The sequence below is a fragment of the Pseudomonas pichavaramensis genome (assembly GCF_050473265.1).
GTDB lineage: Bacteria > Pseudomonadota > Gammaproteobacteria > Pseudomonadales > Pseudomonadaceae > Aquipseudomonas.
Genome location: NZ_JBJKFJ010000009.1, coordinates 35,555 through 53,470, shown reverse-complemented (window position 1 = coordinate 53,470; position 17,916 = coordinate 35,555). Strand labels below are relative to the sequence as shown.

Below are 17,916 nucleotides of genomic sequence, written 5' to 3'. Positions count from 1 at the left end.
GTCTGTGAGCCTCGGTCAGGAGAAGAAGCGACTATAACCACAAAATAACTGGATATAAATACAGCACAAGCACTCATCGCGATGATGCCGACGTGCCGTACCCTGCGGCTTGCGCCGAGTTTCGATATACTCCCCGGCTTTCCCTCGCAAGCCTCCACAGGTGATTTCTTCGTGAGCCAGAACAAGCCTGCCGTGCGCACCTTCCAGGACCTGATCCTGGCCCTGCAAAACTACTGGGCCGAACAGGGCTGCGTCGTGTTGCAGCCCTACGACATGGAAGTGGGCGCCGGCACCTTCCACACCGCCACTTTCCTGCGCGCCGTCGGCCCGGAAACCTGGAACGCCGCCTACGTACAGCCTTCGCGTCGCCCGACCGACGGCCGTTACGGCGAAAACCCCAACCGCCTGCAGCACTACTACCAGTTCCAGGTGGTGCTCAAGCCCAACCCGGAAAACTTCCAGGAGCTGTACCTCGGCTCGCTGAAAGCCATCGGCCTCGACCCGGAAGTGCATGACGTGCGCTTCGTCGAGGACAACTGGGAATCGCCGACCCTCGGCGCCTGGGGCCTGGGCTGGGAAATCTGGCTCAACGGCATGGAAGTCACCCAGTTCACCTACTTCCAGCAGGCTGGTGGCATCGAGTGCTACCCGGTGACCGGCGAGATCACCTACGGTCTGGAGCGCCTGGCCATGTACCTGCAGGGCGTCGACTCGGTCTACGACCTGATCTGGACCGACGGCCCGTTCGGCACCGTGACCTACGGCGACGTGTTCCACCAGAACGAGGTGGAGCAGTCCACCTACAACTTCGAGCACGCCAACGTCGAGAAACTGTTCGAGCTGTTCGATTTCTACGAGAGCGAGGCCAACCGCCTGATCGCCCTCGACCTGCCGCTGCCGACCTACGAAATGGTGCTCAAGGCCTCGCACACCTTCAACCTGCTCGACGCCCGCCGCGCCATCTCGGTGACCGCGCGCCAGCAGTACATCCTGCGTGTGCGCACCCTGGCCCGCGACGTGGCCCACGGCTACCTGAAGGCGCGTGCCCGCCTCGGCTTCCCCATGGCCACCCCCGAGCTGCGTGACGAAGTGCTGACCAAACTCAAGGAGTCGGGTCTGCTGCAAGACGATGGGCAAGGCAACAACGCGGAGGCACAAGCATGAGTGCACACGACTTTCTGGTTGAACTGGGCACCGAAGAGCTGCCACCGAAAGCCCTGAAAAACCTCGGCGACGCCTTCCTCGCCGGCGTCGAGAAAGGCCTCAAGGCCGCGGGCCTGAACTACGCCAGCGCCCGCGCCTACGCTGCGCCACGCCGCCTGGCGGTGCTGGTCGAGCAGCTCGAAGCGCAGCAGGCCGACCGCAGCATGAACCTCGACGGCCCGCCCATCCAGGCCGCCTTCGACGCCGATGGTAAGCCTACCCAGGCCGCCCTGGGCTTCGCCCGCAAATGCGGCGTGGACATCGCCGAGATCGACCGCAGCGGGCCGAAACTGCGTTTCGCCCAGCACATCCCCGGCCAGCCGGCGGTGAACCTGCTGCCGACCATCGTCGCCGATTCGCTGAACGACCTGCCAATCCCCAAACGCATGCGCTGGGCCGCGCGCCGCGACGAGTTCGTGCGTCCGACCCAGTGGCTGGTGATGCTCTTCGGTGACGAGGTCATCGACTGCGAGATCCTTACCCAGAAGGCCGGCCGCGTTTCCCGTGGCCACCGCTTCCACGCCAACCGCGACGTGCGCATCAGCAGCCCCAAGGCCTACGCCGAAGACCTGCGCGGCGCCTACGTGCTGGCCGACTTCGCCGAGCGCCGCGAGATCATCAGCCGTCGTGTCGACGAGCTGGCCGCCGCCGAGCAGGGCACGGCCATCGTGCCGCCGGCGCTGCTCGATGAAGTGACCGCCCTGGTCGAATGGCCGGTGCCGCTGGTCTGCTCGTTCGAGGAACGTTTCCTCGAAGTGCCGCAGGAAGCGCTGATCACCACCATGCAGGACAACCAGAAGTACTTCTGCCTGCTCGATGCCGACGGCAAGCTGCTGCCGCGCTTCATCACCGTGGCCAACGTCGAGTCCAAGGACCCGGCGCAGATCATCTCCGGCAACGAGAAAGTGGTGCGCCCGCGCCTGACCGACGCCGAGTTCTTCTTCAAGCAGGACAAGAAGCAGAAGCTGGAAAACTTCAACCAGCGTCTGGCCAACGTGGTGTTCCAGGCCCAGCTGGGCTCGGTGTTCGACAAGGCCCAGCGCGTCTCCGCGCTGGCCGGCTTCATCGCCCGCGAAGTCGGTGGCGATGCGCAGCGCGCGACGCGTGCCGGCCTGCTGTGCAAATGCGACCTGGCCACCGAGATGGTCGGCGAGTTCCCCGAAATGCAGGGCGTGGCCGGTTACTACTACGCACTCAACGACGGTGAGCCGGAAGACGTCGCCCTGGCGCTGAACGAGCAGTACATGCCGCGCGGTGCCGGCGCCGAACTGCCGAGCACCCTGACCGGTGCGGCCGTGGCCGTGGCCGACAAGCTCGACACCCTGGTCGGCATCTTCGGCATCGGCATGCTGCCGACCGGCTCCAAGGACCCCTACGCCCTGCGTCGCGCCGCCCTCGGCGTGCTGCGCATCCTCATCGAGAAGGGCCTGGATCTGGACCTGGCCGCCGCGGTCGACTTCGCCGTCGCCCAGTACGCCGGCAAGGTCAAGGCTGACAACCTGGCCGCCCAGGTGCTGGAATTCATCTTCGACCGCCTGCGTGCGCGCTACGAAGACGAAGGCGTCGACGTGGCCGTGTACCAGTCGGTGCGCGCGGTCAACCCGACCTCGCCGCTGGACTTCGACCAGCGCGTGCAGGCCGTGCAGGCCTTCCGCAAGCTGCCGCAAGCCGAGGCCCTGGCTGCCGCCAACAAGCGCGTGTCGAACCTGCTGAGCAAGGCCGAAGGCGGCGTTGCCGCCCAGGTCGAAGCGCACTACTTCGACAATCCTAGCGAGTTCGCCCTGCACGCCGCCATCCAGCAGGCCGATCAGGCCGTGCAACCGCTGGCCGCCGCGCGTCAGTACAACGAAGCGCTGGCCAAGCTGGCCAGCCTGCGTGAGCCGGTGGACGCCTTCTTCGAGGCGGTGCTGGTCAACGCCGAAGATGCCCGTGTACGCGCCAACCGCTATGCACTGCTGGCCCGCCTGCGTGGGCTGTTCCTCGGCGTGGCGGATATCTCGCTGCTGGGCTGACGTCCCCCTGAAGGAGCGAGCGGCGCTCGCTCCTTCAGCAGAATCTGAAATGGCTGCATGAAACTACTGATCCTCGACCGCGACGGCGTCATCAATGAAGACTCCGACGCCTATATCAAGACGCTCGACGAGTGGCTGCCGATTGCCTCGTCGATCGAGGCCATCGCGCGCCTGTCACGTGCCGGCTGGACCGTGGCCGTGGCCACCAATCAGTCCGGCATCGCCCGTGGTTACTACGACCTGGCGACACTGGAATCGATGCACCAGCGCCTGCGGGAACTGGTGGCCGAGCAGGGCGGTGAAGTCGGCCTGATCGTCTACTGCCCGCATGGCCCGGATGACGGCTGCGCCTGCCGCAAACCGAAGCCGGGCATGCTCGAGCAGATCGCTGCGCACTACGGCACGGAACTGGCAGGCATCTGGTTCGTCGGTGACAGCAGCGGTGACCTGCAGGCGGCGCAGACCGTCGACTGTCAACCTGTGCTGGTGAAGACCGGCAAGGGCGAACGAACCCTGGCCAAGGCATTGCCGCCAGGAACCCTGGTATTCGACGATCTGGCGGCTGTCGCCGATCGGCTGCTCTCATAAGGTGCAAGGTTAAATGGCGATCGTGCAGGCCCTCAGAATCACGCTTTTCTACCTGCTGCTGTCGTCCAGCTCGTTCTTCTGGTGCCTGATCAGTCTGCTCGTCGCGCCCCTGCTGCCCTTCCGCCAGCGCTACCGCTTCGTGGTCCAGGCCTGGTGCAACTGCGCGGTGTGGCTGGCCAAGGTCATCGTCGGTATCCGTTACGAGGTGCGCGGCCAGGAGAACATCCCCGAGCGCCCGTGCGTGATCCTCGCCAATCACCAGAGCACCTGGGAAACCTTCTTCCTTTGCGGCTTCTTCGAGCCACTGTCGCAGGTGGTCAAGCGCGAGCTGCTGCGCGTGCCGTTCTTCGGCTGGGGCATGGCCCTGCTCAAGCCCATCGCCATCGACCGCAGCAACCCCAAGGCAGCGCTCAAGCAACTGGCCAAGCAGGGCGACGAACGCCTCAAGCAGGGCGCCTGGGTGCTGGTGTTCCCCGAAGGCACGCGCATCCCGCCAGGGCAGATCGGCAAATTCTCCCGCGGCGGCGCGGCGCTGGCGGTCAACGCCGGCTTGCCGGTGCTGCCGATCGCCCACAACGCCGGCGAATTCTGGCCCAAGGTCGGTTGGTCCAAGCGCTCGGGAACGGTTCAGGTGATTATCGGCGCACCGATGTACGCCGAGGGCGAAGGCCCGCGTGCCATTGCCGAACTCAACGAGCGCGCGTTCCAGTGGGTCTGCCAGCAGCAGACCGAATTGCGCGGTGAAGCGCCACAACTGAGCCGCCTGGGCGAATAGCTGTGACGGCGGGTGACGGTTGAACAGCGCGCCAGCTGTCCGTGTCGACCAACCCGCCGCCACTAGGAAAATCGGGGCACAGGGTATAAGTTGCGGCAATACCAATGCATGCCTCATAAGCCTCGACGGGCGCACAGTCTCGCCCATGCAGATGGCCGATGATTCGATCAGGAAAAGGAATTCGCTGCCATGCCGTCGATCTACCAGCTCAAACCTGCCTTTCAGAACCTGTTGCGCCCCGGCGTCGAGCGCCTGCATGCGCGTGGCGTCACGGCCAACCAGGTAACGCTGGCCGCCGCCATCGTTTCCGTGCTGCTGGGCACCCTGCTCGCAGCCTTCAGCCACATCAGCTGGCTGTTCGCCCTGATTCCGCTGTGGATGATCCTGCGCATGGCGCTGAATGCCGTCGACGGCATGCTCGCCCGCGAATTCGGTCAGCAGTCGAAACTCGGCGCCTACCTCAACGAACTCTGTGACGTGATCGCCGACAGCGCGCTGTACCTGCCCTTCGCCCTGATTGCGGGCGTGGCGCCGCTGCTGGTGGTGATCGTGGTGCTGCTGGCGGTGATCAGCGAATACGCCGGCGTGCTCGGCCCCATGGTCGGCGCCTCGCGGCGCTACGACGGGCCGATGGGCAAGAGCGACCGCGCCTTCTGCTTCGGCGTACTCGGTGCGGGCGTTGCCACGGGTCTGCTCTCCGCCTGGTGGATCAACGCACTGCTGGCAGTGGTTCTGGCCCTGCTGCTCTACACCCTGTACAACCGCGTTCGCCAGGGGTTGGCCGAAACCGCCTGAGCCAGCCCCAAGGAATAAGGAGATTCCATGCGCCCCGAACAGATTCACACCTTTACCACCCATGATGGCGTCGAACTGAGCTACCGCCACTGGCCGGCCAGTACCCCGGCTGACGGTCCGCGCCAGGCCGTGCTGCTGTTTCACCGCGGCCACGAACACGGCGGACGCATGGCGCATCTGGTGGATGAGCTGGACCTGCCGCATTGCGACTTCTTCGCCTGGGACGCCCGTGGTCATGGCCTCTCACCCGGCGCGCGCGGCGACAGCCCGAGCTTCGCCACCAGCGTGCGCGACGTGCAGACCTTCATCGAGCACATCGACAGCACCTACGGCATCGCCGAGCAGGACCTGGCCGTGGTGGCGCAGAGCGTCGGCGCGGTGATCATCGCCACCTGGGCGCATGACTACGCGCCCAAGGTACGCTGCCTGGTACTCGCCTCGCCGGCGTTCAAGGTCAAGCTCTACGTGCCCTTCGCCCGCCCCGGCCTGAAGCTGCTGCATGCCTGGCGCGGCAACTTCTTCGTCAACAGCTACGTCAAGGCGCGCTTTCTCACTCACGACCCTGCGCGCATCGCCTCCTTCGACAACGACCCGCTGATCGCCCGGCCGATCTCGGTGACCATGCTGCTGGGCCTGTATGAGGCCGCTGACCGTGTAGTCGCCGACGCCCAGGCGATCCAGGTGCCGACCCAGCTGCTGATCTCCGGCGCCGACTTCGTCGTGCATCGCCAGCCGCAGGAGGACTTCTTCCAGCGCCTCGGCAGCCTGCGCAAGGAAAAGCACCTGCTGCCCGGCTTCTTCCACGACACCCTCGGCGAGCGTGACCGCGCCCATGCCCTGAGCCGCGCGCGGCGCTTCATCCTGCGTAACTTCGAGGAGCCCGTGGCGCGGCCGTCGCTGCTCGATGCCGACCGCCTCGGCGCCACCTGCGCCGAAGCCGAAGAGCTGGCCGCGCCGCTGCCGAAAAACTCCCTGCGCGACCTCTACTGGCGCGCCACCCGCGCCAGCATGCGTCTGGGCAGCAGCCTGTCGGCCGGGGTCAAGCTGGGCTTCGACACCGGCTTCGACTCCGGCAGCACGCTGGACTACGTCTACCGCAACCAGCCCACCGGCAAGGGCGCGCTGGGCCGCCTGATCGACCAGAACTACCTCGACTCCATCGGCTGGCGCGGCATCCGCCAGCGCAAGCTGCATGCCGAAGAGCTGCTGCGCCTGGCCATGAGCCGCCTGCGTGAGGCAGACAACCCCATACGTATCGTCGATATCGCCGCCGGCCACGGCCGCTACATTCTCGAATCGCTGGAAGGCCAGGCGCAGCGCCCCGAAGCGATCCTGCTGCGCGACTACAGCGACATCAACGTGCGCGACGGCAATGCCCTGATCCAGCACAAAGGCCTTGGCGACATCGCCCGCTTCGTCAAAGGCGACGCCTTCGACCGGGCGGACCTCGCGGCGCTCGACCCGAAGCCGACCCTGGCCGTGGTCTCCGGCTTGTATGAACTGTTCGCCAGCAACCAGATGGTCGGCGACTCGCTGGCCGGCCTGGCGGCGGCGGTCGAGGAGGGCGGTTATCTGGTCTACACCGGCCAGCCCTGGCACCCGCAGCTGGAACTGATCGCCCGCGCCCTGACCAGCCACCGTGAGGGCCAGGCCTGGGTCATGCGCCGCCGCAGCCAGGCGGAAATGGACCAGCTGGTAGAGGCCGCGGGCTTTCGCAAGGTGGCGCAGCGCATCGATCAGTGGGGCATCTTCAGCGTGTCCCTGGCACAGCGGGTGAACTGATGCCGGCCACGCGCGAACAGGGATTGTACAAGCGCGGGGTTCTCTGGCTGCTGCTGCTCGGCCCGCTGTTCTTCGCCAGCTACGGCTTCGCCAACTGGTTCACCGGGCAGCGCGAGGATGTCGGCAGTCTGGTCTTCGCCTGGGAGTCGCAGATCCCGCTGTGGCCCTGGACCATCGTGCCGTACTGGTCGATCGACCTGCTCTACGGCCTGTCCTTCCTGCTGCCCGCCTGCCGCCGCGAGATGGATCGCCACGCCCTGCGCCTGCTCGCCGCGCAGCTGATCTGCGTCGCCTGCTTCCTGCTCTGGCCGCTGCGCTTCACCTTCGAACGACCGCCGCTGGACGGCACCTTCGGCATGCTCTTCGACCTGCTGATGGGCTTCGACAAACCCTTCAACCAGGCGCCCTCCCTGCACATCACCCTGCTGGTGATCATCTGGGCGATGTTCGCCAGGCACACCCGCGGCCCGTTGCTGCGCGGCTTGTTGCACCTGTGGATGGGGCTGATCGGTCTGTCCGTGCTGACCACCTGGCAGCACCATTTCATCGACCTGCCAACTGGCCTGCTGGCAGGCTTCTTCTGTCTCTGGCTGCTGCCGCTGCAGGGCGACACGCCGTTGCAGCAGATGCGCCTGCCCCATGAACCAAGGCGCTGGCGACTGGCACTGCGCTACAGCCTCGGCGCGCTGCTGTGCTCGGCGCTGGCGGTGAATCTCAAGGGTGCCTGGCTGTGGCTGTTGTGGCCCGCCGTTTCCCAGGCATTGGTTGCGCTCAACTACCTGCTATTCGACGCCAGCGGTTTTCAGAAACAGGCCAATGGCCGTCTCAGCCCGGCCGCGACGGTGCTGTTCGCGCCCTACCTGCTCGGCGCCTGGATCAATTCACGCCTGTGGACCCGGCGCCAGCCCGCCCCCAGCCAGGTGCTCGACGGTATCTACCTCGGCCGCCTGCCTGCTGCGCGCGATCTCGAAGGTTACGCCGCCCTGCTCGACCTGTGCGCCGAACTGCCGCTGCAGCGCACGCCACAGGCCTATTGCAGCCTGCCGGCGCTGGACCTGGTAGCGCCGGATGCACAGACCTGCCGACGCGCCGCCGAGGCCATCGAACGCTTGCGGCAGACCGGGCCGCTGCTGGTGTGCTGCGCCCTGGGTTATTCGCGCAGCGCCACAGCGCTGGCCGCCTGGCTGCTGCACAGCGGCCGCTGCAAGGATGTGAATGCCGCCGTCGAGTTGATCCGCCAGGCGCGCCCGCAGGTGGTGCTCAGCCCGCAGCACCTGGCCGCGCTGCAATCCATGGTCGATGCACAACCGGTGCTGGAGGTCGCTCATGCAGGCTGACCTGCTACTGGTGGCGGCGCTGCTGCGCCGTGGCCGCAGTCTCGATCACTGCTCCAGCGCACTGAGCCTGGTCGCCGTGCTGCTGGGGCTGTCGCCCCTGCTCGGCGCGCCGTCCAGCCTTGGCCTGGCGCTGCTCTGCATTGCCCTGCTGGCTGCCGGCCTGGCGCAAAAGTACTGGGCCCTGCGCGTAGCCCTCGACGCCGAGCTGTTCGCCCAACTGGCCCTGGCCGGTGAACAACTCGGCAGCCAGACCCAGGCCCTGGACCAAGCCCTGCAGCGCCTCAAACTGCAACCTGTCGGACTGCCCGAGCGCAGCTGGAACCAGCGCGGTCAGGGCGCACTGGGCCTGCTGCGCAAACAGGCACTGTGCCTGCTGTTGCAGGTCGCTCTGCTCATGCTCGCTATCGTCCTCATTCACCTGTTCCCTCCACTCGGTTAAGGAGTCGCCATGCTCGCCGCATTGACCGCTTTCGCCATCACCTCGGCAGCACGCCTGCTAACGGGCGCTCGTGCCCTCTGGCTGGGCAGCACCGCGCAGCCCACTCAGCGCCTGTATTACGCCAACCACAGCAGCCACGGTGATTTCGTCCTGCTCTGGGCCTCGCTGCCGCCGGAGCTGCGCAAGCGCACTCGCCCGGTGGCCGGCGCCGACTACTGGCAGAAACCAGGTGTGCGCAGCTTCCTGATCAATCGCGTGTTCAACGGCGTGCTGGTCGACCGCGAACGCAAGGAAGGCGCCAATCCGCTGCAGGCAATGCTCGATGCGCTGGATGGCGGCGACTCGCTGATCATCTTCCCCGAGGGCACGCGCAACCTCAGTGACGAGCCGCTGTTGCCGTTCAAGAGCGGCCTGTTCCACCTGGCCCAGGCCCGCCCAGAAGTCGAACTGGTGCCGGTGTGGATCGCCAACCTCAATCGGGTGATGCCCAAGGGCAGGGCGCTGCCGCTGCCGCTGCTGTGCACCCTGAGTTTCGGTGCGGCGCTGGAGCCCATCGAGGGGGAGGGCAAGGACGCCTTCCTGGAACGCGCACGCAACGCCCTGCTGGCACTGGCACCCGAGGAGGCCTGAGATGGATCGCAATACTCTGCTGCTGTTCGCTGGTATCGGTGGCCTGCTGCTGCTGGCCAGCCTGGTTGGTTTCCTGCTGAAAAAACGCAGCGGCGACCGCCCCAACCCCGTGGTCGACAACCTCAACGCACGGATCAATGCCTGGTGGGTCATGGTGCTGGTCATCGGCATCGCCTTCCTGTTCGGCAACATCGGCGTGGTGGTGCTGTTCTACTGCGTGTCCTTCTACGCCCTGCGCGAGTTCATGACCCTGACGCCGACCCGGCGCAGCGATTATCCGGCGCTGGTCGCAGCCTTCTACTTCGCCCTGCCGATGCAGTACCTGCTGATCGCCTTCGGCTGGTACGGCCTGTTCGCTATCTTCATCCCGGTCTATCTGTTCCTGCTGTTGCCGATCCTCGCCTCGCTGGGTGGCGACACCACGCGCTACCTGGAGCGCGCGGCCAAGGTGCAATGGGGGCTGATGATCGCGGTGTACTGCATCTCCTCGGTGCCGGCCCTGCTGACCCTGGAGATCCCCGGTTATGAAGGGCGCAACCTGCTGCTGATCGCCTGGCTGATCATCGTCGTGCAGCTCTCCGACGTGCTGCAATACGTCTGCGGCAAGCTGGCCGGTAAACACAAGATCGCCCCCAACCTGTCGCCATCCAAGACCATCGAAGGATTTATCGGCGGCGTGGCACTGGCTACCCTGATCGGCGCCATGCTGTGCTGGATCACCCCGTTCGCCTTCTGGCAGGCGGCGCTGTTCGCCCTGCTGGTGTGCATGCTCGGCTTCGCCGGCGGCCTGGTGATGTCGGCGATCAAACGTGACCGCGGGGTGAAGGACTGGGGCCATATGATCGAAGGCCACGGCGGCATGCTCGACCGCCTCGACTCGGTGTGCTTCGCCGCGCCGGTGTTCTTCCATATGGTGCGCTACTGGTGGGCGTGATCCACTGACATCGGTATAAGCACGCTAGCGTTCGGCTCTCGCAACAAGGCGGAGGAATGGCCATGGTCGCCCACACGCAAACGCTGTTCGGAGCCGTCGCGCTGGTCGCCGTGATCATGGGCACCTGCCTGTTGCTGGTCGGGCGCCTGCAGCGCCGCGACGGCATGCTGACCACCGGCGTGGGCATGCTCGTGCATGCCCTGGCTTACGTCGGCTACACGCTGTTTGGCCATGCCTCGCTGTGGATAACCTATGTGCTGGCCAACACACTGCTGTCGATCGCCCTGGCCTTCTACACCGTCAGCCTGCCGCTGATTGGTGGAGAGCGACCGTCATGGCGGCTGGCCTTTGCCTTCCCTCTGCTGCTGTGCACCCTGCTGGCCCTGCTCATCGACACTCAGGCCCCGCGCCAGCTGACTGCCTGTTTGCTGTTGTTCAGCCAATGCCTGCTGATCATGCGCCTGACCTGGCGATACGCCCTACCGGACGGCCAGGCTCATCGTGTGCTGCTCATCGGCGCCGCGCTGAGCCTGTTCGGCCTGGGTATCCGGGTGGTGGTGATCCTCAGCGGCGCACCGACGGAAATGCACTACGACGTCAGCAATCTCAAGCAGACCGTCTCGGTATCCATCGGTGCGGCGACGGTACTCATGCTGTCGTTCGGCCTGGTGCTGCTGTCGCGCGAGCGGATCGAGGCCCAGCTCAAGCACACCGCCTTGCGTGACACCCTCACGGGTATCCCCAATCGCCTGGCGATACTCGAACAACTGAGCAGCGAACTCGAACGCGCCCGCCGCCAGCAGACCCCGCTGGCCATCGCCATGCTCGACCTGGACTACTTCAAGCAGATCAACGACCAGCACGGCCACCTGGTTGGCGACGCCGTGCTCAGGCACTGCGCCGACCACCTGCAGCGGCGCCTGCGCCTGAACGACAGCATCGGCCGCTACGGTGGCGAGGAGTTTCTGCTGATCCTGCCGGGCACCGATGCGCAGGGCGCCCTGGAGCTGGTCGACCAGCTGCGCCTGTCGCTGGCCGAGCATCCAGCCAGCGCCGACAAGCAGCCCATCCCCCTGAGCTTCAGCGCCGGCGTTTATGGCAGTGCCAGTCCGGCCGCCGAGGACATTACGAGCATGCTGCTCAAGGCCGACACTGCGCTCTATCGCGCCAAGCACGCCGGGCGTAACACACAGGTGCTGGCTACGGCGGACTGATAGAAGGGGCCCGAATTTACTGGTGATCTATAGAAGGCCAACAGCTTTCTTCTGGCGGACCTGAATAATGTTCGGCTAGCAGCGTTCAGCATCGCCTGACTTTCCTGCAGACAATAAAAAACCCGCCGAAGCGGGTTTTTTATGACCTTCCGACGTCCTGTCGTTTGCCATCCTGGCGCGGTCTGTCTTCCGTGACCCGGGACATCCAGTTCCCGGTAGGTGTGCGTAGATTAGCCAGCCTGCGCAGGTGATGGGAGAGGCCAATTGCGCTCAAGCGTGTAAGCCTTTTGCCATAGGAACCCTGCGCGAAGGCCAAAAAGGGTCGTAGCCTAGTCGCGGCTACCGGTACGAGCATCAATGAAGGGTACGGCGCTGTTGGGCAGGACGGTGGTTGGCAGTTTGCCGTCCCAGCGTTCGGCCTTGGTCAGCTCTACCAGCGCCTGGTTGGCCTTCAGCGCGTCGGCACGGGCCTTGATCGCGTCAGCCTCCGCCTCACCACGCAGGCGCGTCGCTTCGGCCTCTGCGCGGGCACGAGCGAGGGAGGAGTCCGCTGCAGCCTGGGCCTGGGTCACGGCGATTTCGGCATTGACGCGCTCACGGGCCAGATCCTGTTCACGGGTTTTTACCGCCACCTCGGCCTTCATCCGCTCCTCGATGGAACGTTCGTAGGCATCGGAGAAGTCGATGTTCTCAAGCTGAACACTGTCGATCACGACCGGGCCGGAGATGGCATCGGTAAAGGCCTTGGCGTAATCGAGCCCAAGCTGGCCGCGCTCCTGCACCGCACGCACGGCGGTATAGCCGCCGAAAATGCGCTCGGCCTGAGTGCCCACCTGGCGGCTGATCAGCCGCGTGACGAGCGCATCCTCACTGCCGAACTGCTTGTAGACCTGCTCAACGTCGTCAGGCGATACATGCCAGGACACCGAAATCGACATGCTCGCCGTCTGCTGGTCGCGACTGTAAGCCTGCACATTCTTGTAGGTCGTGGTCTGGTTCTGTACGGAAATGATCTTGACGCTGTCGATCCACGGCATCTTGAAGCCCAGCCCCGGCTCGGCAATATCGACGAAAGCGCCGTTACGCAGCACCACGCCCCGCTCCTTTTCATCAATGGTGTACCAGCTGTTCATCACGCTGATGATCAGCAGCAGGACCACAATCAACGCAAGAACAGGGCGCCACAGGGTAGAGATGCGTGAATTGAGGGCATCGGTTTCTTTCACAGGTTATTCCTTATTGGAGTGTTGGGCTGGTGCAGAATTAGAGCTGGTTTTTTATATGCGCGCGGAGGGGCGAGAGAAAATAAATCTGTCCCCTTTTGGTCTAAGAAAGGTCTAAAAAACATGCCCCCTTTTGCGGGCCATTTTCGATTACAAACTATAGATATCGGTTGCCTCCTCTTGCATAGGAAGGCTTCCAAGCGCTCCGAGATCGCATCTGTATATCTTTTCTTCTCCAGCACCAAAGTTAACAAAGAAACCAATATCACCATCCTGGCCAATCATTAAGAACTCAGGCTCATAATCTTGTATGGCATATGTCTGATTTCTTTCAACTATATCTAAGTGGCTATATATATATATGCACTCCCCGGCACCGCTGAATATTTGATAATTATCTTCACCCATTACTTCCTCTGATAGAAACTGCTTATACTTGACAGGTAATGTCATATTGAAAAGCTTTTCTATGCCATGTATTTTTTCTTGAATATCTTGTGATTCCATAGAAGCGTCCGGTCAGTTTTAAATATCAAAGAATGGATTTCCGACATTATTACTCCGAATGCCATCGAAGTATTTATATGAATCTGAAAGCGCCTTTCTAGCTTGTTTTGAGGATACCCCTGCGTCAAGCATCTCTCTATAACTAATATTGAACTCGCTCTTAAGAGTTGTATTCCAACCGCCAGGCGTTGCACGCCGTACACGCTGAGCAACGCTAATCGCAGCATGAGGGCTACCAGAGGACGACTGGAGCAAAGTGCCCGGCGCAGAGTTTCGCTGATACCCAAAAATATTCTTTTTGGCCCAAGCATCTTGGATGGCATGGTGGCTTTGAACGAATTTATCCGCCTTACTATTTGTATGACCTGCTGCCCGGTTTTTATTTGGGGATAATCTCCCATGTGCGTCAACGGCTCCTGTCTTGTATCCATTAGGAGAGTTGCATTTTGCCCACCCCCACGGATCCACCCACCCATACGGCTCCGGCGCGTACTGGAACAGGTTGATCCCACCCGCCAACCCAATCGGGTCCAGACTGATAAAGCGTCCGATATCCGGATCATAGAAGCGGAAGGTGTTGTAGTGCAGCCCGGTTTCGCGGTCCAGGTACTGGCCCTGGAAGCGCAGGTTCTGCTCGTCGATAAACAGGCTTTCCTGCTGCTCGGTCAGGGTGTTGCCCCAGACCTGATAACTGGCCTGCCAGATGCACTGGCCGTCATCTTCGGTGAGCTGCTGGGGCAGGCCGTTGGGGTCGTTGTGGTAATAGCGCAGGCGCGCGTGTTCACCCTGGCCGTCGATGCGCGCCAGCGGGTCGTAGCTGGCTTCGTCGTAGAGGTAGAGGCTGGGCCGGCCGTTGCGGGTTTCGCTGAGCAGGCGCATGCCGTCCCAGGTGAAGTCGGTCTGGCTGAGCAGGGCACCTCGGGCGTCGTAGTGGCGCTTGCCGATGCGCCGGCCGAGCGGGTCGTAGTGCATGACCACCCGGCTGCCGTCGTGGTTGCTGACTTCCCGTACGCGGTGTTCGGCGTCGTAGCTCAGGCGCTGCAGTTGATGACGGCCGCTGCGTTTTTCCACTAACCGACCGAAGGCGTCGTAGCGGTAGCGTTTGTCCTGGTAGGTGAGCAGCTTGTTGTGGCGCACCCAGCCGCTGCTGGCGGCATCGCCGCCGACCGGGTGCAGCAGGTTGGCGGCGGCGTCGTAGCTGTAGGTTTCCAGGTTGCCGCGCACCAGGTCCTGGCTGGCGATGATGCGGCCGCTGGCGTCGTAGTGCAGCTGCTGTTTCTGTTCGCGCTGGTTGGCCGGGTCGCGGTCAAGGCGGCCGATCAGGTTGTCGCTGGGGTCATAGGCGTATCGCCGTTCGGCTTCGGCCGGCAGTTGCACGGGCGTTTCCTGGCGCCGCCGCTGACGGGCGATCAGTCGGCCGCTGCGGTCGTACTGGCTGCGGGTGATGAGCTGGCCCTGGGTGCGCAGCACTTCGCGGTGCAGGCGGTCGCGCTCGAAGCGGCTGACCAGTTGATCGTCGAGGCTGAGCAGTTGCAGGTGGCCGCTGCCGTAATACAGGCGGCGAATGCGGCGCTGGTCGGGCAGTTGGGTTTCCAGCAGGTTGCCGAGTTCGTCGTAGGCATGCTGCAGGGCGCCGGCGGCGCTCTGCTCACTGAGCAGTTGGCCGAGGGCATCGTAGGCAAAAGCCAGCGACTGCACCTGGCCATCGCTGGCGGTGAGGTCGATGGCGGTGAGGCGGTCGAGCGGATCGTAGCGGTATTCGCTGCGGCCATCATCGGTGAGCTTGGCGGTCAGCCGGCCCACGGCATCACGCTCGAAGCGGTGGATGATCGGCGCCGGCGGCGTCTCGGGCACGCTGGTCAGGCCGGTGCCGTGCGGCGCCGGGGTGTAGGCCAGGGCGATCAGGTTGCCTTGCGCGTCGTAGCGGTAATGGCGGGCGCTGTCGTCGAGGTCGTGCTGGGCGGTGAGGCGGTCGAGCACGTCCCAGGTGAAGCGGTAGCGCTCGTCGTTCTCGTTGCTCAGGGCGAGCAGACGGCCATAGGCGTCGTATTCGAAACCGACGCTGCGGCCGAGGGCGTCGATGCGCTGACGCACTTGGCCACGGCGGTCATAGCGATAGCGCACCGGCTTGCCGGCGGGATCGAGGTAGGCGCTGAGCTGGCCGATGGCGTCGCGTTGAAACTCCTCGCAGCGGCCGTCGGCGAGTTGCGTCTGCAGCAGCCGGCCCTGGGCGTCGTAGTGGTAGCGGGTTATTTCGCCGAGGGCGTCGGTGATCTGCACCAGGTTGCCGCGCTCGTCGTAGGCGAAGCGCGTCGGGTAGCCGGAGCAGTCGACCTGTTCGGTAAGCTGGCCGAACGCGTTCCAGCGCAGGGTCCTGCGCTTGCCGCTGGCGTCGATGATTTCCACCGGCAGGCCGCTGCTGTCGTAGCGGTAGCGGGTGACATGGCCCAGCGGGTCGATCTCGGCGGTGCAGTTGCCGCGCTTGTCGTACTGGTACTGCCAGGCGTGGCCGGCGGCGTCGGTTTCGCTGGTGGGCAGCGGCCAGTGGCCGAGGTACTCGGTGCAGTCGCGGCGGCCGAGCGGATCGATGGAGCCGCAGAGGTTGCCGAACTGGTCGTAGTCGTACTGCCAGCGTGCGCCATCCGGCGCGGTGGCCGCGAGCAGCTGGCGGTCGTCGTTCCAGTCGAAGCTCCAGCTCTGGCCCAGCGGATCGGTGAACCGGGTGACCTCGTACTGGCTGTTCCACTGGTGCTGATTGATGCGGCCGAGGCCGTCGGTAACGCGGGTGATTCCGGCCTCGATGTCGTAGTCGAGGCGGTAATCTTCACCCTCATCGGTCCAGTGATGCACCACGCGGGAGAATACGCCGGAGACTTCCTGAAACTCGGCCCACTGGTAGAAGCACTGCAAGCCGCTGGGCAGCTGATGGCTGCTCAGGCGCTGGCGGTCATCGTAGGTAAAGCGGCGCACGGCCTGGCCATTGCTGTCATGCACTTCAAGCAGCAGGCCCTGCGCGCTGTAGCGGTAAGCGGCCAGCAATTGCCGGCGGCCATCGCTGAAGCAGCGCTCCAGGCGCGCCACGCGCGTGGGATGAGCGGCGTCGTAGTGCAGCTCCACGCGCAGGTTCGGCTCGTTTTCGCTGATGGCAGCGAGGCGGCCCTGAGCGTCGTAGTGCAGCAACTGGCGATTGTCGTTGCGGTCGCCGAGCTTGCTCAGGCGCAGCAGGTGAGGCGCTTCGGGGCGTGCTTCGAAAAGGCGGTAGAGGCCGTCGGCACTTTCAATCAGCAGGGCACCGGTGCGGGCATCGCGGCGCAGGTTGAGGCCTTCGCCGGGGCCGTAAGCGGCGTCGCCGGGTTCCAGCCAGCCGAGGTCAATGGGCCGGCTCTGTTCGTCGGTGTAGATGAAGCTGCGCGTGCCGTCGGCAGCGGTGGTGAACGCAACCGACACTTCATAGGCCACGCTCCAGCCCGGGCCGAACAGGCCATTCTGGCGTTCGTCGCGGCTGCAATAGAAGCGCTGCCATTCGAAGGGCAGCAGGCCCGGCAGCACGCAGTCCAGATCATCGGCCCCGTTGAGTACCTTGGCCCCGGTGGCGGCATGCACCGGGTTGGGCGCGCCGGTGATGGCCCGTGTGGCCGCCCCGGCGACCTGGTTGGTGACATAGCCGTTGACCATGCCCATGGCCAGACATGGCAAGCCGCTAAGCAGCTTGCGCGGATTACCGCGCAACGCCATCAGCACGCTCAGGACCAGACCGACGCCGGGCGTCTTGCCGCTGCGGATCGGCCGCACCACCACGGAGTCGCCACCGATGCGCACGTTGGAAGAAATAGTGCCGGCTTCCACCACCTTGGCTTCGCAGGTGGAGCGGTCTCCGCTGCGTACTGCTGGCTGGCCTTCGATGCTGACCTTGCTGGAACCTTCGGCCAGCAACTGCGGCGGCATAGGCGGGTGTTTGCTGCAGAGGATGGTGTCCAGCGGACAGGGGATGGCACCCGGCACCGGGCTTTCAACCGTGGGATTCCACATTTCGCTGAAAAAGCTGGCAGCCATGTCCAGATAACTGGGTTCGGGCTGTTCCAGCTCGGTACCGGAGGGTGGCGTCACTTCGCCCAGCTTGCCGGCCGCACGTGCCGACGGCAGACCGTTGGTGAAGGTCTTGCTGGCGCCGCTGGTGATCTTGGCCTGCGGGCTGGGCGGGAAAATCGCATTGGCCACCCAGTCACAAAAAGTGGTGACGCCCTTGTCCAGCCCGGTGAGATTCATCCCGACACCGATCACTACACCGGCCGCAAAGCTCAGCACGCAGGCGGAAACAGGGGCGGTAACAACGACCAGGCCGGCAGCGGCTACCAGCGCCGCGCCGGCAGCGGCGTAGGCGGCTACCTCCAGTACACCGCTGAGAACGTCAGCGAAGACTGAGGTGTGCTCAAGGTCATCACCAAGCCGGGCGGCCCAGAACAGGTCGGACATCTAC

At 64.4% G+C, this 17,916-nt stretch carries 14 protein-coding genes; 11 read left to right on the top strand and 3 right to left on the bottom strand.

The genetic code is table 11. The features are described 5' to 3' along the window. Window positions 1–171 precede the first annotated feature (171 nt). The 11 genes from glyQ to ACJRW5_RS15635 all read left to right on the top strand — a co-directional run bounded on the left by glyQ (window position 172) and on the right by ACJRW5_RS15635 (window position 11,709). Complete coding sequence (gene glyQ / locus ACJRW5_RS15685) at window positions 172–1,164, top strand: glycine--tRNA ligase subunit alpha (RefSeq protein ID WP_484571432.1); 993 nt, start codon at window positions 172–174, stop codon at window positions 1,162–1,164. After that, window positions 1,161–3,215 (top strand): glycine--tRNA ligase subunit beta, encoded by a 2,055-nt coding sequence (gene glyS, locus ACJRW5_RS15680; protein ID WP_484571431.1) that lies wholly within the window; start codon window positions 1,161–1,163, stop codon window positions 3,213–3,215. Before glyQ ends, glyS begins: the two co-directional genes overlap by 4 nt. Before the next feature lie 57 nt (window positions 3,216–3,272). Continuing rightward, window positions 3,273–3,803, top strand: coding sequence for a D-glycero-beta-D-manno-heptose 1,7-bisphosphate 7-phosphatase (gene gmhB, locus ACJRW5_RS15675; protein ID WP_484571430.1), 531 nt, complete (start codon window positions 3,273–3,275; stop codon window positions 3,801–3,803). Between the two features lie 13 nt (window positions 3,804–3,816). Next, on the top strand, window positions 3,817–4,578 hold the full coding sequence (locus ACJRW5_RS15670; protein WP_484571429.1) for a lysophospholipid acyltransferase family protein: 762 nt from the start codon (window positions 3,817–3,819) through the stop codon (window positions 4,576–4,578). Between the two features lie 189 nt (window positions 4,579–4,767). After that, window positions 4,768–5,373, top strand: a complete 606-nt coding sequence (locus ACJRW5_RS15665; RefSeq protein ID WP_484571428.1) for a CDP-alcohol phosphatidyltransferase family protein — start codon at window positions 4,768–4,770, stop codon at window positions 5,371–5,373. Between the two features lie 27 nt (window positions 5,374–5,400). Continuing rightward, window positions 5,401–7,155 carry a bifunctional alpha/beta hydrolase/class I SAM-dependent methyltransferase gene (locus ACJRW5_RS15660; protein WP_484571427.1) on the top strand — a complete coding sequence of 585 codons (1,755 nt, stop codon included), beginning with the start codon at window positions 5,401–5,403 and terminating at the stop codon, window positions 7,153–7,155. Next, window positions 7,155–8,492: a phosphatase PAP2/dual specificity phosphatase family protein gene (locus ACJRW5_RS15655; protein ID WP_484571426.1), complete on the top strand. Its 1,338-nt coding sequence runs from the start codon at window positions 7,155–7,157 to the stop codon at window positions 8,490–8,492. Before ACJRW5_RS15660 ends, ACJRW5_RS15655 begins: the two co-directional genes overlap by 1 nt. Next, window positions 8,482–8,931 (top strand): hypothetical protein, encoded by a 450-nt coding sequence (locus ACJRW5_RS15650; protein WP_484571425.1) that lies wholly within the window; start codon window positions 8,482–8,484, stop codon window positions 8,929–8,931. Before ACJRW5_RS15655 ends, ACJRW5_RS15650 begins: the two co-directional genes overlap by 11 nt. 9 nt (window positions 8,932–8,940) lie before the next feature. Continuing rightward, window positions 8,941–9,561 (top strand): lysophospholipid acyltransferase family protein, encoded by a 621-nt coding sequence (locus ACJRW5_RS15645; protein WP_484571424.1) that lies wholly within the window; start codon window positions 8,941–8,943, stop codon window positions 9,559–9,561. A gap of 1 nt (window position 9,562) precedes the next feature. Continuing rightward, window positions 9,563–10,495 (top strand): phosphatidate cytidylyltransferase, encoded by a 933-nt coding sequence (locus ACJRW5_RS15640; protein ID WP_484571423.1) that lies wholly within the window; start codon window positions 9,563–9,565, stop codon window positions 10,493–10,495. Window positions 10,496–10,557: 62 nt separating this feature from the next. Next, window positions 10,558–11,709 carry a GGDEF domain-containing protein gene (locus tag ACJRW5_RS15635; protein WP_484571422.1) on the top strand — a complete coding sequence of 384 codons (1,152 nt, stop codon included), beginning with the start codon at window positions 10,558–10,560 and terminating at the stop codon, window positions 11,707–11,709. A 329-nt stretch (window positions 11,710–12,038) separates the two neighbouring features. On the opposite strand, the gene ACJRW5_RS15630 is transcribed toward ACJRW5_RS15635, so the two are convergent. The 3 genes from ACJRW5_RS15630 to ACJRW5_RS15620 all read right to left on the bottom strand — a co-directional run bounded on the left by ACJRW5_RS15630 (window position 12,039) and on the right by ACJRW5_RS15620 (window position 17,912). Continuing rightward, window positions 12,039–12,935 (bottom strand): prohibitin family protein, encoded by an 897-nt coding sequence (locus tag ACJRW5_RS15630; protein WP_484571421.1) that lies wholly within the window; start codon window positions 12,933–12,935, stop codon window positions 12,039–12,041. A 147-nt stretch (window positions 12,936–13,082) separates the two neighbouring features. Then, window positions 13,083–13,439 carry an SMI1/KNR4 family protein gene (locus ACJRW5_RS15625; protein WP_484571420.1) on the bottom strand — a complete coding sequence of 119 codons (357 nt, stop codon included), beginning with the start codon at window positions 13,437–13,439 and terminating at the stop codon, window positions 13,083–13,085. An 18-nt stretch (window positions 13,440–13,457) separates the two neighbouring features. Then, the gene (locus tag ACJRW5_RS15620) at window positions 13,458–17,912 is read right to left on the bottom strand and encodes an RHS repeat-associated core domain-containing protein (RefSeq protein ID WP_484571419.1); all 4,455 of its coding nucleotides are present in this window, start codon (window positions 17,910–17,912) and stop codon (window positions 13,458–13,460) included. Between the last annotated feature and the right edge of the window lie 4 nt (window positions 17,913–17,916).